A 17,404-nucleotide genomic window follows, 5' to 3' on the forward strand; every position below is an offset into this window, starting at 1 on the left:
ACTCTGATCAGCACATAGGATCAGAAGTCAAAAAAAACCACTTCACCACTTTCAAGTGAGTACTCAGCGCCAACCACTTGTAACTTGCCTTTGGCAATTAAACTTTCAAGCACAGCTGAGCCATGACGTAACTGATTGACAGAGGCAAATACATTTGAACGCACCGCGTGTTTAGACAGTTTGCATAAATCATGTTTCAGTTCAGTTTGCATCAAGGTTTCAACCGAAGGACGGACACGGTTTACAATCGACATCAGGTTTGCAGACGGTGGGCTATCTGGGTTCATCAGGGTGTCAATAGTGGCTTGAATCGCACCACAGTGGCTATGACCAAGTACCACAACGACCGCACAGTCATAACGCTCAGCCGCAAATTCAACACTGCCAACTTGCGAAGGTGCAACCACATTTCCAGCAACCCGAATAACAAACAGATCACCCAAACCTTGGTCAAAGACCATTTCTGCAGGCACACGAGAATCTGAACATCCGAGTACAATGGCAAATGGATTTTGGTCTTCCGCCATCTCTGCTCGTGCTTGGTGAGACAATTGCTTATGGTGGGTTGTCTCACCCGCTACAAAACGTTGGTTACCTTGTTTTAGACGGCTTAAAGCTTCTTGAGCTGTTAGCATTCCCTTTCCCACTCGGTTGTTATTAAGTTGGACTAGTTTAATCCCAGCGAAATTGATTGTCACTTGCAAAAAACATAGCGGCTTCTTTTTTTGCTTAATTTTGAAGTTGCATTTTATATCAATAAAACCATTATACAGTTCACACTTTATCAAAATGCCGCATATCCTTTCAAATAAATAATTAATGACATTTGCATGAAAGCGATTAGAATCAAACAGACCTGTAAATAAACATAAAAACTATTCAAAATCAGAGCATTTTTATCTTATTCGGTCAGTTTTTTCATTCATCTCCGTTTAAGGATGAACCATGATGATGCGCTCAAAATCCATCTTGAAACAAAGTCTAAAGGCCGGTCTATTCGCCTTAGCTTTGTCATTTCCTTTCGCCAGCCATGCGGTCGAAAATACCATCATCAAAGACAAACTCAGTTTACAAAGCTACCTTCTACAAGAACGCGTCACCGCCGGCTTAAAAACCAAAACGCTTAAAGTGGATGACATCGTTTGGAGCTATAACGAAGGCGGTGCAGTTGATAAGCCAACGATTTTGCTGATTCATGGTTTTGCTGGAAATCGAGACAATTGGAACCGTGTAGCACAGTTTCTAACGCCTTATTACCACGTGGTTATCCCTGACCTTCCAACCAACGGCGACACCAAAGTCCCTGATGATTTTGATCTCTCTATGCCAAATGTCACTGAGCGACTTCGTCGTTTTGTTGAAGCCATTCATATACAAGATAAACTGAATGTTGCAGGACATTCTATCGGTGGTTCAATTGCAACTCTATATGCCGCACAATACCCTTTTGACACGCAAAGTTTGTTTTTATTGAACAGTGCGGGCATTTATAAAAACGCCAACACCAACTATGCCAAAGACCCTCAATATTTAAAGCACTTGATTGTGAGCAAGCCGGGCGATTTGGATGATGTGATGCAACGTGTCATGCAAACCCCAATAAAAATGCCCTATTATTTAAAACGCGCCCAAGAAAAACAGTTAATTACTCAGGCTGAAAAAAACAGTAAAGTGATTGATCAATTGGTGACCTTGAACCGAATTTATACCACTGACTCCTTTGCCCGAGTGACCCGTAACATTGAAGCGCCCACCCTCATTTTGTGGGGTAAGCAGGACAAAATTATCAATGTCGAAGTGGCGAATGAACTCAAATCCTTATTGAAACGTGCTGAAGCTCCTGTCATCCTTAACAATGTTGGTCATATGCCACTTTTGGAGGCAGAACAGGCCGTTGCACAGCACTACCTGCCTTTTCTTGCAAAAACACAAAAGTTAAAAAATCCATTGGCTGATAAACTGATTCCACTAAATTAATTTTGTTGAGTACGTATGCAGAAACACCCGATGATTGAGCAGCTCATTGAAGCTCATCTTAATTTTTTAGATCATGAGTTTTCGCAAGCAAGTACCGTACAAAATGAATTCACCCTCTTTTATCACTGGTTTAGAAAACAAACTTTGCAGCAACTGTGGAGCTTTGAAGACATCAATGCGCTGTTGCAAAAACAAATCCTAGCCACACCTGCAACCGATCATCTAATCTCACAAATTGCGGAGCACATCAAGTTTGCTTTAATTCATCCCATCAATGAATCAACAAAAATTGCCGATGTGATTCCTGTACTTACCATCGATAAAATTGCGCAGTATGTCGCGAGTAAAAGTGGGCACCGTCAACGCCTGATTAAAACAGTGGTAAATAACCCAGCTTTTTCGGCCATGATTACTCAGCTGATTCAGCACTCGATTCAAGACTATTTGAATAACTCTGTGATGACTAAACGTGTGCCAGGTGTTTCTAGTTTTATGAAGATGGGCAAGTCGGTACTCGAAACAGTCACAGACTCAAACCTAAATGACACTATTGGGCATTATTTACAAAAGAACATCTTAAAACTCAGTCAAATGAGTGAACAGGTGTTAAATCAAAACTTTAATGATGAAAAGCTATATCACTTTCAAGCCAACCTCTGGCACAAAATCAAAGATATGCCTTTATCAGTTTTGAAAAATTATATTGAAGTACAGGACTTGCCTCAAACCGTCGCTATGGGGCACGAAATTTGGGAGCATATGCGTCAAACAGACTATCTGCAGCAACAGGTGCATGATGGTGTTTACGCTTGGTACATTCGCAACCAAGAACGTCCTTTTGATTTACTACTACGCGACTTAAATATCGACGAAGCCTTAGTCCAAAATCAACTTCAAAATTTGTTGAGTCCTATTATTCAAGAGCTCATTCGTTCTGATTACTTACGTGATCGAGCACGCTATTATTTAGAACAGTTTTATTATTCTGACCAGGTGCAGAGTATTTTAAAGCTATAAAAAAAGCCGCGTTATGCGGCTTTTTTCTTAGAATTTATACGTTAAACCAAGGTTATAACGGCGACCATCGAGCACGTAATCATAGGTATCAGTATCAATCCGCTTATCAAAAAGATTATAAATACCTGCATTAATTTGAATTTGATCGGTTGGTTTGACATTTAAGCCAACATCAATCATCCCATATGCAGGCTTGCCATCAGCCATAGTGGTACGACTCAAATATTCAGAAGTTTTACTGCGGAAATTGTATCGTGCCCACATATTCGTAATATCTGTTGACTGCCAATCTAATGTCGTATTAAACATATGCTTAGGCATTTCATTTAAAGGCTTGCCTTTATTGACGCCACTCTTTTGCTCTGTTTCTGTATAAGTATAATTCGCATTCCAAGCAACATTTGAGGTGATATCCCAACCAAATGTTGCTTCAGCGCCGTACATATTGGCTTTATCTACGTTTTCCCGCAGACTAACAAAATCGAAACTTTCCCCTAACCATGGACAATTTCGTGTTCCTGAATCACCAGAACAGTCTCTGATTTCAGTAATCTTATCTTTAAACTCACTATTAAATACTGTGACACCCGCACTTAAATTATGACCATTATCCCACTGTGCCGAAACTTCATAGTTAATACTGGTTTCAGGTTTTAGATCTGGATTACCAACAATTACGCCTGCACTACTTCCACCACCAGTCACTTGCCCCCACTCAGCAACAGTTGCCCGTAAAGCTGGTGTTTTATAACCTGTAGAAACACCACCTTTTACAACCCATTCATCATTTAATGTCCACACACCGTATAATTTCGGACTCCAATGATCACCAAACTTTTCATCTTTATCCAAACGAATCGATGTTGTTAAAACAAAAGGATCTGCAATTCTCCAGTTATCCTCTAAAAATAATGCCCAGCTATACCGATCCAAATGCGTCAAAATACTGCCATTTACTTTGAGCTGATTGCCCTGATCATCTAATTCTTCTTTTAAATACATTCCCCCAAAACTCAAATCATGACTTCCAAGTTGGATTTGATTGATCGTGTTAAAGGTCGTATTGATCGCTTCCATATCACGGGAAGGATTTTCATTTTCTTCGCGCTGAATATATGAATGAGTCTGAACGCGTCCAATTTCACCGCGGTGAGTTAGGCTATATTCTGTACGGTAATAATCAGTCTTAGAATCTGTTGGAAGTTCACCACGTCTGTTCGGCACATTGGCAATGGTTTTGCCTACAGAACCATTACGGTTTTGAATAGAACGTTGATATTCTAAATCTAATGTATGTTGCTCATTTGGAGTTAAAGTTAAAACTGCTCCTCCTGCTCGCATGGTTTGTTCTTTATAACCGCCAAGAATTTCATCTTCTTCACGCTGTGAATACGTACCATTGGCTCTTAATGACAGTAAATTCGCAATAAGTGGTCCAGAAACATAAGCATTAGTTTGATAAATGTTACCCGAATCTGTGTTCTCTTGAAGCGTCGTATCTACGCGCACAGACCCCGCCCACTCAGTCGCATTCTTTTTCGTAATAATATTAATAACACCGCCCATTGCATCTGAACCATATAGGCCTGACATTGGTCCACGTATCACTTCAATTCGTTCGATTGCTTCGATACCTGGCAACCAGCCTTGCTCAATCCCTGAATTATCACTATTTGGTCTTACTGAGCGCGAATTTACCTTCTTTCCATCGACCATGATGACGGTATATGCACTGCCCATTCCACGAATACTAATATCGGATGAACTTCCACCACCCGTAACTACAACACCGGGCACATCTCTTAGTGCATCAGTAACATCTCGATATGCTTTTTTTCCAATTTCTTCTTGTGACAATACAGAAATAGAAGCCGCAGCCTTCTTAATATCTTGTTCGAAACCACTTGCCGATACAACGATCGTCTGTAATTGTGTTGTTTCTTTCTCTTTCGTGGTTTCAATTGTTTCATTCGCCATCGCAAATGAACTCATTGCCCCTACAACCGCTAAAGCCAAAGTTGATCTCGTTAGATTTTTACCCATAACGCATACACCCAAATACAAAAAAAGGAGAAATTGTGTAAATTTCGTAGGTCATTTTAACAAATGGTAAACATATTGCAATTAATATTAATAATTATTCTCAATTACATTTTAACTTTAGATAAAATATAACCCCCTAATTTAAGGAGGTTATTTGGTAAAGTGGATTGAAATTTATTTGAAGTACGCGCCTTCTGCCTGCGTATGATCCGTCTGGTCAATCACACGACGTAACTCAGGAATGTGTTGTTGCAGAGTCGTTTCAACACCCTGTTTCAAGGTGACATCAATTGCTGAACAACCTTGGCAGCCGCCACCGAATTTCAGTACAGCCGTTAAACCATGTTCTTCATCTTCAATTACTTCAACCAATGCACAGTTACCACCATGTCCTGCTAGACCTGGGTTAATTTCAGATTGAAGAATATACGTAATACGCTCTTCAATCGATGCATCAGGACCGACACGTGGTACTTTCGAATTTGGTGCACGGAATGTTAACTGCCCGCCAAAACGGTCTTTGTTGTAATCAATCACTGCATCCAATAAATATGGAATAGACGGTGTGTCGATATATGCAGGAAAGTCTGGATAATCTTGACGGTAATCGGTTGGGATCACTTCTTCAGGCGCGCTATATGCCATACAACATTCAGCACGTGGTGTACCCGGATTTTCAACAAATACACGTACAGCAATGCCCGGTGTATTTTGTTTTTCTAATAAATCACGTAAATACTCTTGTGCAGTTGGAGTAATCAATAAGTTTGGAATTTCCTCTGCAACTGCAGTGCTGCTGTTCTCAGTCGACATAACAATCATTTCCTCAAGCTGAAGTTGCTATTTTAACTGAAGATGCGGGGTAATTAAAAAAAATCAACCAAAATTGTCGGATTTATTGTGAAAGTTCATCTTTTCGCTCAATTTAATGGCATTATGACCACAAGATAGTTATATGCAGAACATCTCAGAAATGTTAGATTTACCTTTTAATCATACAGTTACGATCATTATTATTACTGTCATTATTTCTATGATGGCATTTTCAAATCAGAACGTGATGAACCGTCTGATTTTCTGGCCTCCTGCGATGCAACGTGGACAATATGATCGTTTTATTACGCATGGCTTTATTCATGCCGATGGTATGCATCTCTTGTTCAATATGTTCACCCTGTTCTTCTTTGGCAGCATTATTGAAAGTTTTTACCGTCAATACTTCTATGAGTTAGGCTTTATTTTGTTTTATTTGGGTGGCTTAATTTTTGCCATTTTACCCAGTTATTTAAAACATAAAAATGATGTGCGCTGGGCAAGCCTTGGTGCTTCTGGTGCGGTCTCTGCGGTATTGTTCGCTTATGTGTTGTTTGAACCTTGGAAGCTAATTTTTGTGTTTTTTATTCCCGTACCTGCGATTATTTTTGCAGTGTTGTACGTGGCATATAGCATCTGGTCAGGTAAAAAAGGCAACTCCAACATCAATCATAGCGCCCATCTTTGGGGAGCTGCTTATGGGGTCATCATGACCTTAATTTTAGAGCCACGTCTTATCCCACACTTTCTGAACAAATTAACCCAGTTACCTATTTAAAGCTCAGCCCCTAGATTGCAAATGGATTGCATCCATACGTATATAGGCTCAGTAACATTTTTTCACAGCAACGGGTGGTTCTGATTTTTACAATAAACATCAGGATCACAATATCCCAAGGAAATTGCGATGAAAATAATATCTATATTGGCAACCTTGATGATCAGCCTCTGTTTTACAGCCTGTGCGGTACATACTCCCGAAGGGAGTATCGTCGTCGATCCTGATCGTTCTTATTATCCTCATGGCCAAGGCGATTTCTGCCCACCGGGACAAGCCAAGAAAGGTCGCTGCTAAACTTAAAAGCCTTCTCTATGAGAAGGCTTTTTATTACATACATTCACACAATTTTGTCATGAAATGCTAAGCAGGAATTTGATTTGGCATAGATAATGTTTACAACTGTATATAAATAGCAAAATTGAGTGAGATTTCTTGCATGTCCAATCCATTAGACGGTCTTCAATTTCCAATTTACTCGAAAACAAAAAAAGTTAGTACCTCACGCACAGGGAAAGAGATTATTGCCGAGGCCTTAGCCAATGTTGATCACCAAACCTCTGTGGCCGCACTTACAGAAAAAAACTGGCGTAAACTCTATCCACGTTATTTTAAATCCTTAGTTGAATTTGGGATTCGCAATCAAATTGCGCCAATTCAAATTGCGCAAGATGGACTCAATAAAGCACATAATGTATTTGAGTTTTATCGGGATGGACAAAAACATCTCCTCAAAGATGTAATGTCACTTAAAACCACACCGCTGCATACCATCAAACTCAAAGGCGAAAGTGATGCTGCACCTGAGTGGTCAGTGCCTTATAAAGGCCAACAACTCAAAGGGGGTGCTTTACTTGCACAAATCCAAACGTGGTTAGATGCAGGTGTGATTGAACCCAGTCACGCTGAAGCACTGATTGCTTGTGTAGAACATCCTGAATGGTTTGATTTATCTGATCGTACGATGGTTTTGTTCGGTGCAGCATCTGAAGCGGGTCCGCTCACATGGTTAGCCCAATGGAAAGCCAATATTGTGGCTGTTGATTTACCCAATAGACGCGTATGGAGCAAAATTTTAGACACCATTCAACACGGCAATGCCACGCTATATGCCCCATCGGTTGAAGCTTTGAGCGCGGAAACACCTGTCGCTGTTTTAAAAGAAAAACTCGGCGTGAACTTACTGACACAAGTGCCTGAAATTGCACAATGGTTGGTACAAAACCCACATCAGTTAGATTTGGCCGCTATTGCGTATTTGGATGGTGAAAAGCATGTCCGCGTTTCCGTCGCGATGGATGCGATCATGCAATATGTCAGTGCGCACAAAGTTGATACCAGCTTAATGTATATGTGTACACCTACCGATGTCTACGCAGTCCCAGAAGAAGTCATTACAGCATCTGAACAAAAGTTCAGTGGTCGCTCTAAAACCCAGCAGATGATCGGCAAGAGTATTTCAACCCTCAGCGGACAACTGTTCTTTAAGAAAAACCTACATGACCTCGTCGAGTCAGATAATGACAAGTCTTATGGCATCACCGACTGTTTAGTGATTGAACAAGGGCCGAACTATGCGTTGGCTAAACGTATTCAACAGTGGCGTGCAACGCTTGCTCGATCAGAAGGTCAGCGTGTCAGCATTAATATTGCGCCATCAACCACCACGCATTCTGTCACCAAAAACCCACTGCTCAAAGCAGCATTTAATGGGGCGAGTTTGTTTGATGTTGAAGCCTTTAAGCCCGCAACCACCAATGCCATTATGGCAGCCTTATGGATCCATGACCTGCGTAATTCTAAGTCTGTAGCCAATCCAGAAAACAAACTTGAACATCCTTTAGAGCTGATGATGCACGGCGCCAATCACGGTGGCTTATGGCGTGTAGCTTATTTGGCACGTACCGCACTGCCGTTTGCTGCGCTTTACGGTTTTGCCGCAGACAAGCTACCACTCAACAAAGTATTTGCTTTACTGAAAAAGTAAGACCTTGAATACCCGCTTCAATAAAATACAGAGCTAAAAAAACGCTACCTTGGGTAGCGTTTTTTTATCATTGGTTTTCACCAATCAGATTAAACAAACTGTAGGAACAACCAAAACAAACCACCTGATAAACAGATCGTTGCTGGCAAGGTAAAGATCCAAGCCGAAAGAATGGTTCTTACTGTTGCAAAGTTCAGACCTGACTTGTTTGCCACCATAGTCCCTGCTACCGCAGAGTTCAAGACGTGTGTGGTCGATACTGGCATACCAAAGCCATCAGCGGCTGCAATCGTAGTCATCGCCACCAATTCTGCTGACATGCCTTGACCATAAGTCATATGGTTTTTACCAATACGCTCACCTACAGTCACGACAATACGCTTCCAACCGACCATCGTACCTAGACCTAAAGCCAATGCCACAGCCACTTTCACCCATGTTGGGATGTACTGCAAGAATGAATCAAGGTTACTACGATATTCTTTTACTGTCTTTTTGCCCGCTTCCGACATCGCTGGCAATTGATCCGCTTTATCCAAACGTTTGAATGCTGTCGTGCTTAAGTACATGTCATTACGTAGTGCAGAAACTTCAGCTTCAGGAATATCTTTAAGATCTCCATAATGGCCGACACGCTCACCCAAATGATCTGTCAAACTGGCTAAAGCAGGTACAACTTCTGGGGTCATTTCTTTAGTTTGAATATATTGCGTGATCACCGTACGGGCTTTTTCATCTGCAATATCGTTATGATTCGGATAAATCACAGCCGCAGTTTGATCTGAAAGTTGAGCAAATGACTGAATGTGCTGTGAATCTAAATTCTTATTTAAAGAATAAGCCAAAGGCACGATACCAATCAAAATCAGCATGATTAGACCCATACCTTTTTGACCATCATTTGAGCCGTGTGCAAAACTCACACCTGTACAGGTAAAAATCAAAATGGCACGAATCAGTGGCGGTGGTGGTTTGTTGCCTTCAGGTGGTTGGAACAGTTCCAGTTGTTTCTTAAAGATTTTTTTCACCAATAAGAACAACACTGCTGCAAAAGCAAAACCGATCATGGGTGAAAACAGTAAAGCTTTACCGACTTTAATCACCTGATCCATATCTACACCCGAAGCACCACTGCCTGAATGCATCAGGTAGTTCATAATGCCCACACCCAAGATTGAACCAATCAAAGTATGTGAACTCGATGCTGGAATACCCAAGAACCATGTGCCCAAGTTCCACAAAATCGCAGCAATCAACATGGCAAACACCATGGCAAAACCTGCGCCTGAGCTGACATTCATAATCAATTCAACGGGCAGCAACGCAATAATACCGTAAGCCACTGCACCACTTGCGACCATAACCCCAAGAAAGTTACAGAAACCTGCCCACATCACCGCAACAGGTGCAGACAGTGCATTGGTATAAATGACCGTTGCAACCGCATTGGCAGTATCGTGAAAGCCATTTACAAACTCAAAACCCAAAGCAATGAACAATGCCGTTGCTAAAAGGATTAAAGAGTAAAGATTCAGTGCAGGAACATGCGATAAGTCAGCAGAAAGCTGAAAGCCAATATAAATTAGCGTTGAAATAATGACCGTTAAAAACACCGGCATAAAAAATTTCGGTGTAGGTACGTGCACATTCGTCGACTTGACCTGTGTCACGTGCACCTGATCTTGGACGGGAGGAATATTAGAATTCATGCAGACGGCTAAAGAGGATATCAATATCCCCTATTGTTCAATTTAATTGTGACAATTATATGACAAATGCGTGTCACATGAAGCCAATTTTTTCATAATTGGCTTATTTTAGATCAGCAGTAAATCGCTTATAAGCCTTGAACGCAATGTACTGGCTCAAAATTTAACTTTTCGGTGCGGATTACGCTGAATTATTTTCTTACATTTGACTATGCTGTCTGTAACAATCTGCTCCAATCAATATTTTTCATCTCTATTTATTCTGATCTATAAACATAGCGGGTCTATATTTCACTTTCGTGAAAACTAAAGCTAAATCAGCCTTTTTTATTTGCCATATAGCCAATACCACTTGAATTAGGCATCAATCAACCTGCTTTTCTGCTAAAATATTGCACGTTTTGAAAACCTGTTTGTGAGTTTTGAATGTCTACACTTGCCACCTTAAAAGCACTTCTTGCCGAGCGCATCCTTATTATCGATGGTGCAATGGGTACCATGATTCAGCGCCACAAGCTCGAAGAAGGAGATTATCGTGGTGAACGCTTTGTAGATTGGGCTTCTGACCTCAAAGGCAATAATGACCTTTTGGTACTGACTCAGCCGCAAATTATTCAAGGCATTCATGAAGCTTACCTCGATGCAGGTGCAGACATTATTGAAACCAACAGCTTTAACGGCACACGTGTTTCAATGTCGGATTACCACATGGAAGATTTGGTTCCAGAGATTAACCGTGAAGCAGCACGTTTAGCTAAAGCAGCTTGTGAAAAGTATTCGACTCCAGACAAACCTCGTTTTGTTGCAGGCGTACTTGGTCCAACCTCCCGTACTTGTTCAATTTCACCAAATGTAAATGACCCAGCGTTCCGTAACATTACCTTTGATGAACTGAAAGAAAACTATATCGAAGCAACGCATGCCTTGATCGAAGGTGGTGCCGACATCATCTTGATTGAAACCGTGTTTGATACCTTGAACTGTAAAGCCGCGATCTTTGCGGTGAAAGAAGTATTCAAACAACTTGGTCATGAACTGCCGTTGATGATTTCAGGTACCATTACCGATGCATCTGGTCGTACTCTTACAGGTCAAACCGCAGAAGCGTTCTGGAACTCGGTGCGTCATGGTGACTTACTCTCAATTGGTTTTAACTGTGCCTTGGGTGCAGATGCCATGCGTCCACACGTTAAAACCATTGCTGATGTTGCAGATACCTTTGTTTCTGCCCATCCAAACGCAGGTTTACCAAATGCCTTTGGTGAATATGATGAAACCCCAGAGCAAACCGCAGCCTTCATTAAAGAATTTGCAGAAAGTGGTTTGATCAATATTACAGGTGGTTGCTGTGGTACAACGCCTGATCATATCCGTGCAATCTACAATGCAGTGAAAGACATTCAGCCACGTCAGATTCCTGAAACCAGACCTGCATGTCGTCTCAGTGGTTTAGAACCATTTAACATCTATGATGATTCATTATTCGTTAACGTCGGTGAACGTACCAACGTTACAGGTTCAAAAAAGTTCCTACGCTTAATCCGTGAAGAAAAATTTGCTGAAGCCCTAGAGGTTGCACAGCAACAAGTCGTTGCTGGTGCACAGATCATCGACATCAACATGGATGAAGGCATGCTCGATTCGCAAAATGCGATGGTACATTTTCTCAATCTGGTGGCATCTGAGCCTGATATCTCTCGTGTACCAATCATGATTGACTCATCAAAATGGGAAATCATTGAAGCAGGCTTAAAATGTGTACAAGGTAAACCTGTCGTGAACTCGATTTCCTTAAAAGAAGGTTATGACGAGTTTGTCGAAAAAGCACGTTTATGTCGCCAGTATGGTGCTGCGATTATTGTCATGGCCTTCGATGAAACTGGTCAAGCAGATACCGCAGAACGCAAGCGTGAAATCTGTAAGCGTTCTTATGATGTTTTAGTCAATGATGTTGGCTTCCCTGCGGAAGATATTATTTTTGACCCGAACGTGTTTGCCGTGGCAACAGGGATTGAAGAACATAATAACTATGGCGTCGATTTTATCGAAGCCACAGGTTGGATCAAACAAAACCTACCGCATGCCATGATCTCGGGTGGTGTCTCTAACGTCTCCTTCTCATTCCGTGGTAATGAACCTGTACGTGAAGCGATTCACTCTGTGTTCCTTTACTATGCCATTAAACAAGGCATGACTATGGGTATCGTAAACGCTGGTCAAATGGCGATTTATGATGATATTCCAAAAGAACTGAAAGATGCGGTTGAAGATGTTGTTCTGAATCAAAACCAAGGTGAATCAGGCCAAAACGCCACAGAAAAATTGCTTGAAGTGGCAGAAAAATTCCGTGGTCATAGTGGCGCGCAGCGCGAAGCTGAAAACTTAGAATGGCGTAATGAATCCGTTGAAAAGCGTCTTGAGTATGCACTGGTTAAAGGCATCACCACTTATATTGATGAAGATACTGAAGAAGCCCGTTTAAAAGCCAAACGTCCACTCGATGTGATTGAAGGCGCATTGATGGATGGCATGAACGTGGTTGGTGATTTATTCGGTTCGGGTAAAATGTTCCTGCCTCAAGTGGTAAAATCGGCACGTGTGATGAAACAAGCTGTAGCTTGGCTGAACCCATACATCGAAGCCGAAAAAGGTAATGCACAATCTAAAGGCCGTGTTTTGATGGCAACCGTAAAAGGTGACGTACATGATATTGGTAAAAATATCGTGGGCGTGGTTTTAGGCTGTAACGGTTATGACATTGTCGATTTGGGCGTGATGGTACCTGCGGAAAAAATCCTGCAAACCGCGATTGATGAAAAATGTGACATCATCGGTTTATCTGGTTTGATCACCCCATCTTTAGATGAAATGGTGTTTGTTGCCAAAGAAATGCAACGCAAAGGCTTTGACATTCCTTTATTAATTGGTGGTGCGACCACCTCTAAAGCGCATACCGCAGTGAAAATTGACCCACAATACTCTAATGATGCGGTGATTTATGTTGCCGATGCTTCTCGTGCAGTCGGTGTGGCAACCACACTACTCTCGAAAGAAATGCGCGGTAATTTTATTGCTGAGCATCGTGCTGAATATGCCAAGATTCGTGAACGTTTAGCCAATAAGCAACCGAAAGCAGCCAAACTCAGTTATGTAGACTCAATTGAAAATGGCTTTAAAGTGGATGCGAATTATGTGCCACCTATTCCAAATACGATGGGTACACATGTCCTCACCAACTACCCACTTGCAACATTGGTGGAATATTTTGACTGGACACCATTCTTTATTTCTTGGAGCTTGGCAGGTAAATTCCCGAAAATCTTAGAAGATGAGATTGTCGGTGAAGCTGCAACGGATTTGTATAATCAAGCGCAAGCCATGCTTAAAGATGTGATCGAGAATAACCGTTTTGATGCCCGTGCTGTATTTGGTCTATACCCTGCACAACGTACAGGTGCAGATACAGTCAGCGTGTTTGATGAAACAGCTCAGAATGTCACGCATACTTTTGAACATTTGCGTCAACAATCGGACAAAGTCACAGGCAAGCCGAATTTATCTTTAGCCGACTTTATTAGCACCTCGAAAGACAATACTGATTATCTCGGTGGTTTCACTGTGTCGATCTTCGGTGCGGAAGAATTGGCGAATGAATACAAAGCCAAAGGTGATGATTACTCTGCAATCTTGGTTCAGTCTTTAGCGGATCGTTTTGCTGAAGCTTTTGCAGAACATTTGCATGAGCGTATCCGTAAAGAGTTCTGGGGCTATAAAGCCGATGAGACTTTGGGTAATGAAGAATTGATCAAAGAGAAGTATGTCGGTATTCGTCCTGCGCCAGGTTACCCTGCTTGCCCTGAGCATTCTGAAAAAGCGGTGTTATTTGACTGGTTAGGTTCTGAAGCGAAGATTGGTACCAAGTTGACTGAACACTTTGCCATGATGCCACCGTCTTCTGTGAGTGGTTTCTATTATTCACACCCTGAAAGTGAATACTTTAACGTGGGTAAAATTTCTCAAGATCAGCTTGAGGATTATGCAAAACGTAAAGGTTGGTCACTGGATGTAGCGAAGCGTTGGTTAGCGCCAAATTTAGATGATTCGATTGTTTAAATCCCCCTCGATCCCCCTAGAGGAAAAAAATTCGTATTAAATAAAAGAATCCCCTCAAATTGAGGGGTTTTTTATTAGCTGAAATTTTTTATTATTTTATTTCTAATAAAGTCAAAATTCCCGAACTCAAGATAAGAATAAATTGTTGCTTCAATTGCATTTGGAGTAGGCCGTACTCGAAAATTATATAAGCAAGGCAGAGTAAAACTTGAAGTGCGACATAAACCACCTAATTAATTTAAAGGGTTTATGGAGTATATAAAATTGTCATACCATCATCTTAACTTTGAAGATCGTACTGCATTAATGCTTGAGTCAAGAAAAGAAGGCTTTTCAGCCAGAAAATTTGCTGAACTCATTAAAAGACATCCTAGTACGATCTATCGTGAGCTTAAAAGAAATAGCATCAATGACGTTTATCAAGCTCGATATGCTTCTGATAACACCTTCGCTAGACGTAGACGTGGTCACAGAAAACTCAAAATCGATTCAATCCTCTGGAAATTTATTGTTGAAGCGATCCGTTGTTTATGGTCTCCTCAGCAAATAGCAAAGCGTTTAAAGACATTTCCTGATTTGGATCAAACAATGAATGTAAGCCATACAACGATTTATTCAACGATACGAGCATTACCAAAGGGTGAGTTGAAAAAAGACTTATTATCCTGTCTGCGTCATGAAAATAAAAAGCGAAAAGCTAACGGTGAACCTAAAAAAGATTCTATATTACAGGATATTAAAACTATTCATGAGCGCCCAGCCGAAGTTCAAGAAAGAAAAATACCGGGTCATTGGGAAGCTGATTTAATTAAAGGTAAAGACAATAAAAGTTCGATAGCAACACTTATTGAACGAAATACACGGCTCTGTATCTTGGCAACATTACCTGATGCAAAGGCAGAATCAGTGCGCAAGGCTTTAACTGAAGCTCTGAAATATTTACCTGCAGAACTGCGTAAAACGTTGACCTATGACCGTGGACGCGAGATGTCAGAACATAAAATACTCGAAGAAGATTTAGGCATAGATGTATATTTCTGTGACCCACATTCACCTTGGCAAAAAGGCACATGCGAAAATATGAATGGTTTAATTAGGCAATATTTACCTAAAGGGATTGATTTAAATCAGGCAGATCAGCATTATTTAAATCAAGTTGCCATGTCACTGAATACTCGTCCTAGAAAGGCGTTAGATTGGCTTACACCATTAGAGAAATTTGCTCAGCTTGTTGATTATCATATGGCTTTTGAAACTGTCGCACCTCATGTTTGAATTCGCCCAACCTTCACTATTCCCTTTTATACACATATCACATTTATATTCATCATTTTGGCAAATTTTGATTTCATTAGTAATAAAGTAACTAATTTTTTCACAAAAAAACTCTAAAAACCATTTACCTTTACATATTTTTTTTAAATATTCAACATCAAACTCTAAGCCAAGCTTGAATGCAAATATTAAATTTCTAATCTTTTCTTGCTGTAATTTGGCTTGAACAATTCTATTTTTAGTTTGATTATAGTTTGACGTATATGTGAATATAGAATCTGCTTCACTATTAATTGATTTCCTTAATGCATCCAAAGATGCCAAATACAAATATTCAGATTCACAATAGAAAAAATCCCAAAATTCATGTAATAATACTTCAGGTATTTTTAATTCAGGGACCCTAATAAAGTTAGAAAATATTTTCTTAATAACGGTATTAGCTATAAAGTGAGTTTCCATCGAATAGTAGTCTGTAACAACTAAGTTATCAATATTACTTAATTCCCCTCTATAATCCTTTACATCTTTATCAACAATTCCAGCAATATACTTTTTAATAAAATCAATATCATAACCTGAATTAACAATTTTTATTATTTTCTCTACACCTCTGCAACCTGGTTCAATTCCATTAATCTGTTCAGATGTATATATTTCAAACTCATCAAGCATAGTTGAAAAAATCTTTTCATATATAGGAATATCACCGATACCTTCAACTACTATAATAGGACATTCTTGCATGATAGAAATTGTTAATAGCTCACTTGCATCAATTACTGATTTCATATCTTACTCTGCTCCAACTTTCAATTTAGCTAAATATTCAGGATTATTTTTAGCTAGGAATGGAGAGTGCGATGCAACAATAATTTGAACATTGGGCAATAGCTCTTTAAACAACTTTATAAGACTTCGCTGCCACTTTATATTTAGCGATATCTCTGGTTCATCAATAATTAAGAAGTTTCTATTATTACCAACAAAAAGCACTAAGGATAAGAATGTTATCATATGCCTTTCACCACTTGATAACTCCTCTATCGAATGTTCAACACCATCAACTTCAATAATTAATTTATCAACACTTACAACTAATTTTTTATTATCACTTAAGAATGAATTAAATATTTCAATTAAGTTATTAATAGTACTTAAATGAATATTTTCGTACTCCAGCTCTAACAACATATTCGCAAATAGTTTTCTTAACAACTTATTATCAAGAATCTGTTGTTGTATTTCATAATTTTTTATGTCCTCAAGAATTTCAATTAACATATTTTTAAATCTATTATCTTCACTACTTATTAAAGCTTCAATTATCCTTTCACTCTTTTCCTGAAGCAAAGGAATTAATTGTTTTTCATAGTAAGAATTACTTTCTTCCACTTTCTCAGTTATCGCAACAGCATCTGATAAAGTATCAAATAAAGCATTTTGAATCCTGTGTGTCGAACGATATTTTGCTTTCCTATAATTTGTGAATATTAAATTCTCAATAACCTCCATTTTAATATCTTGTATAAACAAATGATTTTGATCAAAATCAATTTGAGAATTAACATGCCTTCTTTTTCTATACAATAGATTATATTTTTTTACTCTCTGTGCTAAATCATATGCTATTTCTCTTGCAACAGTTGGGGGGCAGAGTAAAACTTGAAGTGCGACATAAACCACCTAATT

General features: G+C 39.8%; 13 protein-coding genes. 7 read left to right on the forward strand and 6 right to left on the reverse strand.

Going from position 1 to position 17,404, the window contains the following annotated elements:
* Window positions 1–20: 20 nt before the first annotated feature.
* Window positions 21–635 (reverse strand): carbonic anhydrase, encoded by a 615-nt coding sequence (locus tag AC0KVP_RS11580; RefSeq protein WP_004981036.1) that lies wholly within the window; start codon window positions 633–635, stop codon window positions 21–23.
* 310 nt (window positions 636–945) lie between these two features.
* On the opposite strand from AC0KVP_RS11580, the gene AC0KVP_RS11585 reads away from it, so the two are divergent.
* Together AC0KVP_RS11585 and AC0KVP_RS11590 are read left to right on the forward strand one after the other, a co-directional pair.
* Window positions 946–1,977, forward strand: coding sequence for an alpha/beta fold hydrolase (locus AC0KVP_RS11585; RefSeq protein WP_473336796.1), 1,032 nt, complete (start codon window positions 946–948; stop codon window positions 1,975–1,977).
* A gap of 15 nt (window positions 1,978–1,992) precedes the next feature.
* Window positions 1,993–2,994 carry a hypothetical protein gene (locus AC0KVP_RS11590; RefSeq protein ID WP_473336798.1) on the forward strand — a complete coding sequence of 334 codons (1,002 nt, stop codon included), beginning with the start codon at window positions 1,993–1,995 and terminating at the stop codon, window positions 2,992–2,994.
* A gap of 27 nt (window positions 2,995–3,021) precedes the next feature.
* On the opposite strand, the gene AC0KVP_RS11595 is transcribed toward AC0KVP_RS11590, so the two are convergent.
* Both AC0KVP_RS11595 and nfuA read right to left on the reverse strand, forming a co-directional pair.
* Window positions 3,022–5,037, reverse strand: a complete 2,016-nt coding sequence (locus AC0KVP_RS11595; RefSeq protein WP_473336800.1) for a ligand-gated channel protein — start codon at window positions 5,035–5,037, stop codon at window positions 3,022–3,024.
* Between the two features lie 174 nt (window positions 5,038–5,211).
* Window positions 5,212–5,850, reverse strand: coding sequence for a Fe-S biogenesis protein NfuA (gene nfuA / locus AC0KVP_RS11600; RefSeq protein WP_087527190.1), 639 nt, complete (start codon window positions 5,848–5,850; stop codon window positions 5,212–5,214).
* Window positions 5,851–6,010: 160 nt separating this feature from the next.
* On the opposite strand from nfuA, the gene AC0KVP_RS11605 reads away from it, so the two are divergent.
* From AC0KVP_RS11605 to AC0KVP_RS11615, 3 genes are all read left to right on the forward strand, one after another.
* Window positions 6,011–6,628 (forward strand): rhomboid family intramembrane serine protease, encoded by a 618-nt coding sequence (locus AC0KVP_RS11605; protein WP_473340504.1) that lies wholly within the window; start codon window positions 6,011–6,013, stop codon window positions 6,626–6,628.
* A gap of 159 nt (window positions 6,629–6,787) precedes the next feature.
* Entirely contained in the window at window positions 6,788–6,925 is a 138-nt protein-coding gene (locus tag AC0KVP_RS11610; protein WP_473340506.1) for a hypothetical protein, read from the forward strand.
* 142 nt (window positions 6,926–7,067) lie between these two features.
* Window positions 7,068–8,615 (forward strand): hypothetical protein, encoded by a 1,548-nt coding sequence (locus AC0KVP_RS11615; protein WP_473336802.1) that lies wholly within the window; start codon window positions 7,068–7,070, stop codon window positions 8,613–8,615.
* An 89-nt stretch (window positions 8,616–8,704) separates the two neighbouring features.
* Here the strand turns inward: AC0KVP_RS11615 and AC0KVP_RS11620 are convergent, their stop codons facing one another.
* Window positions 8,705–10,324 (reverse strand): inorganic phosphate transporter, encoded by a 1,620-nt coding sequence (locus AC0KVP_RS11620; protein WP_005399885.1) that lies wholly within the window; start codon window positions 10,322–10,324, stop codon window positions 8,705–8,707.
* A 426-nt stretch (window positions 10,325–10,750) separates the two neighbouring features.
* On the opposite strand from AC0KVP_RS11620, the gene metH reads away from it, so the two are divergent.
* Window positions 10,751–14,437 (forward strand): methionine synthase, encoded by a 3,687-nt coding sequence (gene metH, locus AC0KVP_RS11625; protein WP_473336804.1) that lies wholly within the window; start codon window positions 10,751–10,753, stop codon window positions 14,435–14,437.
* 249 nt (window positions 14,438–14,686) lie between these two features.
* Window positions 14,687–15,712, forward strand: coding sequence for an IS30-like element ISAba125 family transposase (locus tag AC0KVP_RS11630; RefSeq protein WP_004994718.1), 1,026 nt, complete (start codon window positions 14,687–14,689; stop codon window positions 15,710–15,712).
* On the opposite strand, the gene AC0KVP_RS11635 is transcribed toward AC0KVP_RS11630, so the two are convergent.
* Together AC0KVP_RS11635 and AC0KVP_RS11640 are read right to left on the reverse strand one after the other, a co-directional pair.
* Complete coding sequence (locus tag AC0KVP_RS11635; RefSeq protein ID WP_473336806.1) at window positions 15,647–16,504, reverse strand: DUF4435 domain-containing protein; 858 nt, start codon at window positions 16,502–16,504, stop codon at window positions 15,647–15,649. The two genes, AC0KVP_RS11630 and AC0KVP_RS11635, sit on opposite strands and share 66 nt — an antisense overlap.
* A gap of 3 nt (window positions 16,505–16,507) precedes the next feature.
* Complete coding sequence (locus AC0KVP_RS11640; RefSeq protein ID WP_473336808.1) at window positions 16,508–17,398, reverse strand: AAA family ATPase; 891 nt, start codon at window positions 17,396–17,398, stop codon at window positions 16,508–16,510.
* Window positions 17,399–17,404 lie beyond the last annotated feature (6 nt).

It is taken from the genome of Acinetobacter sp. DL27, from assembly GCF_055810995.1.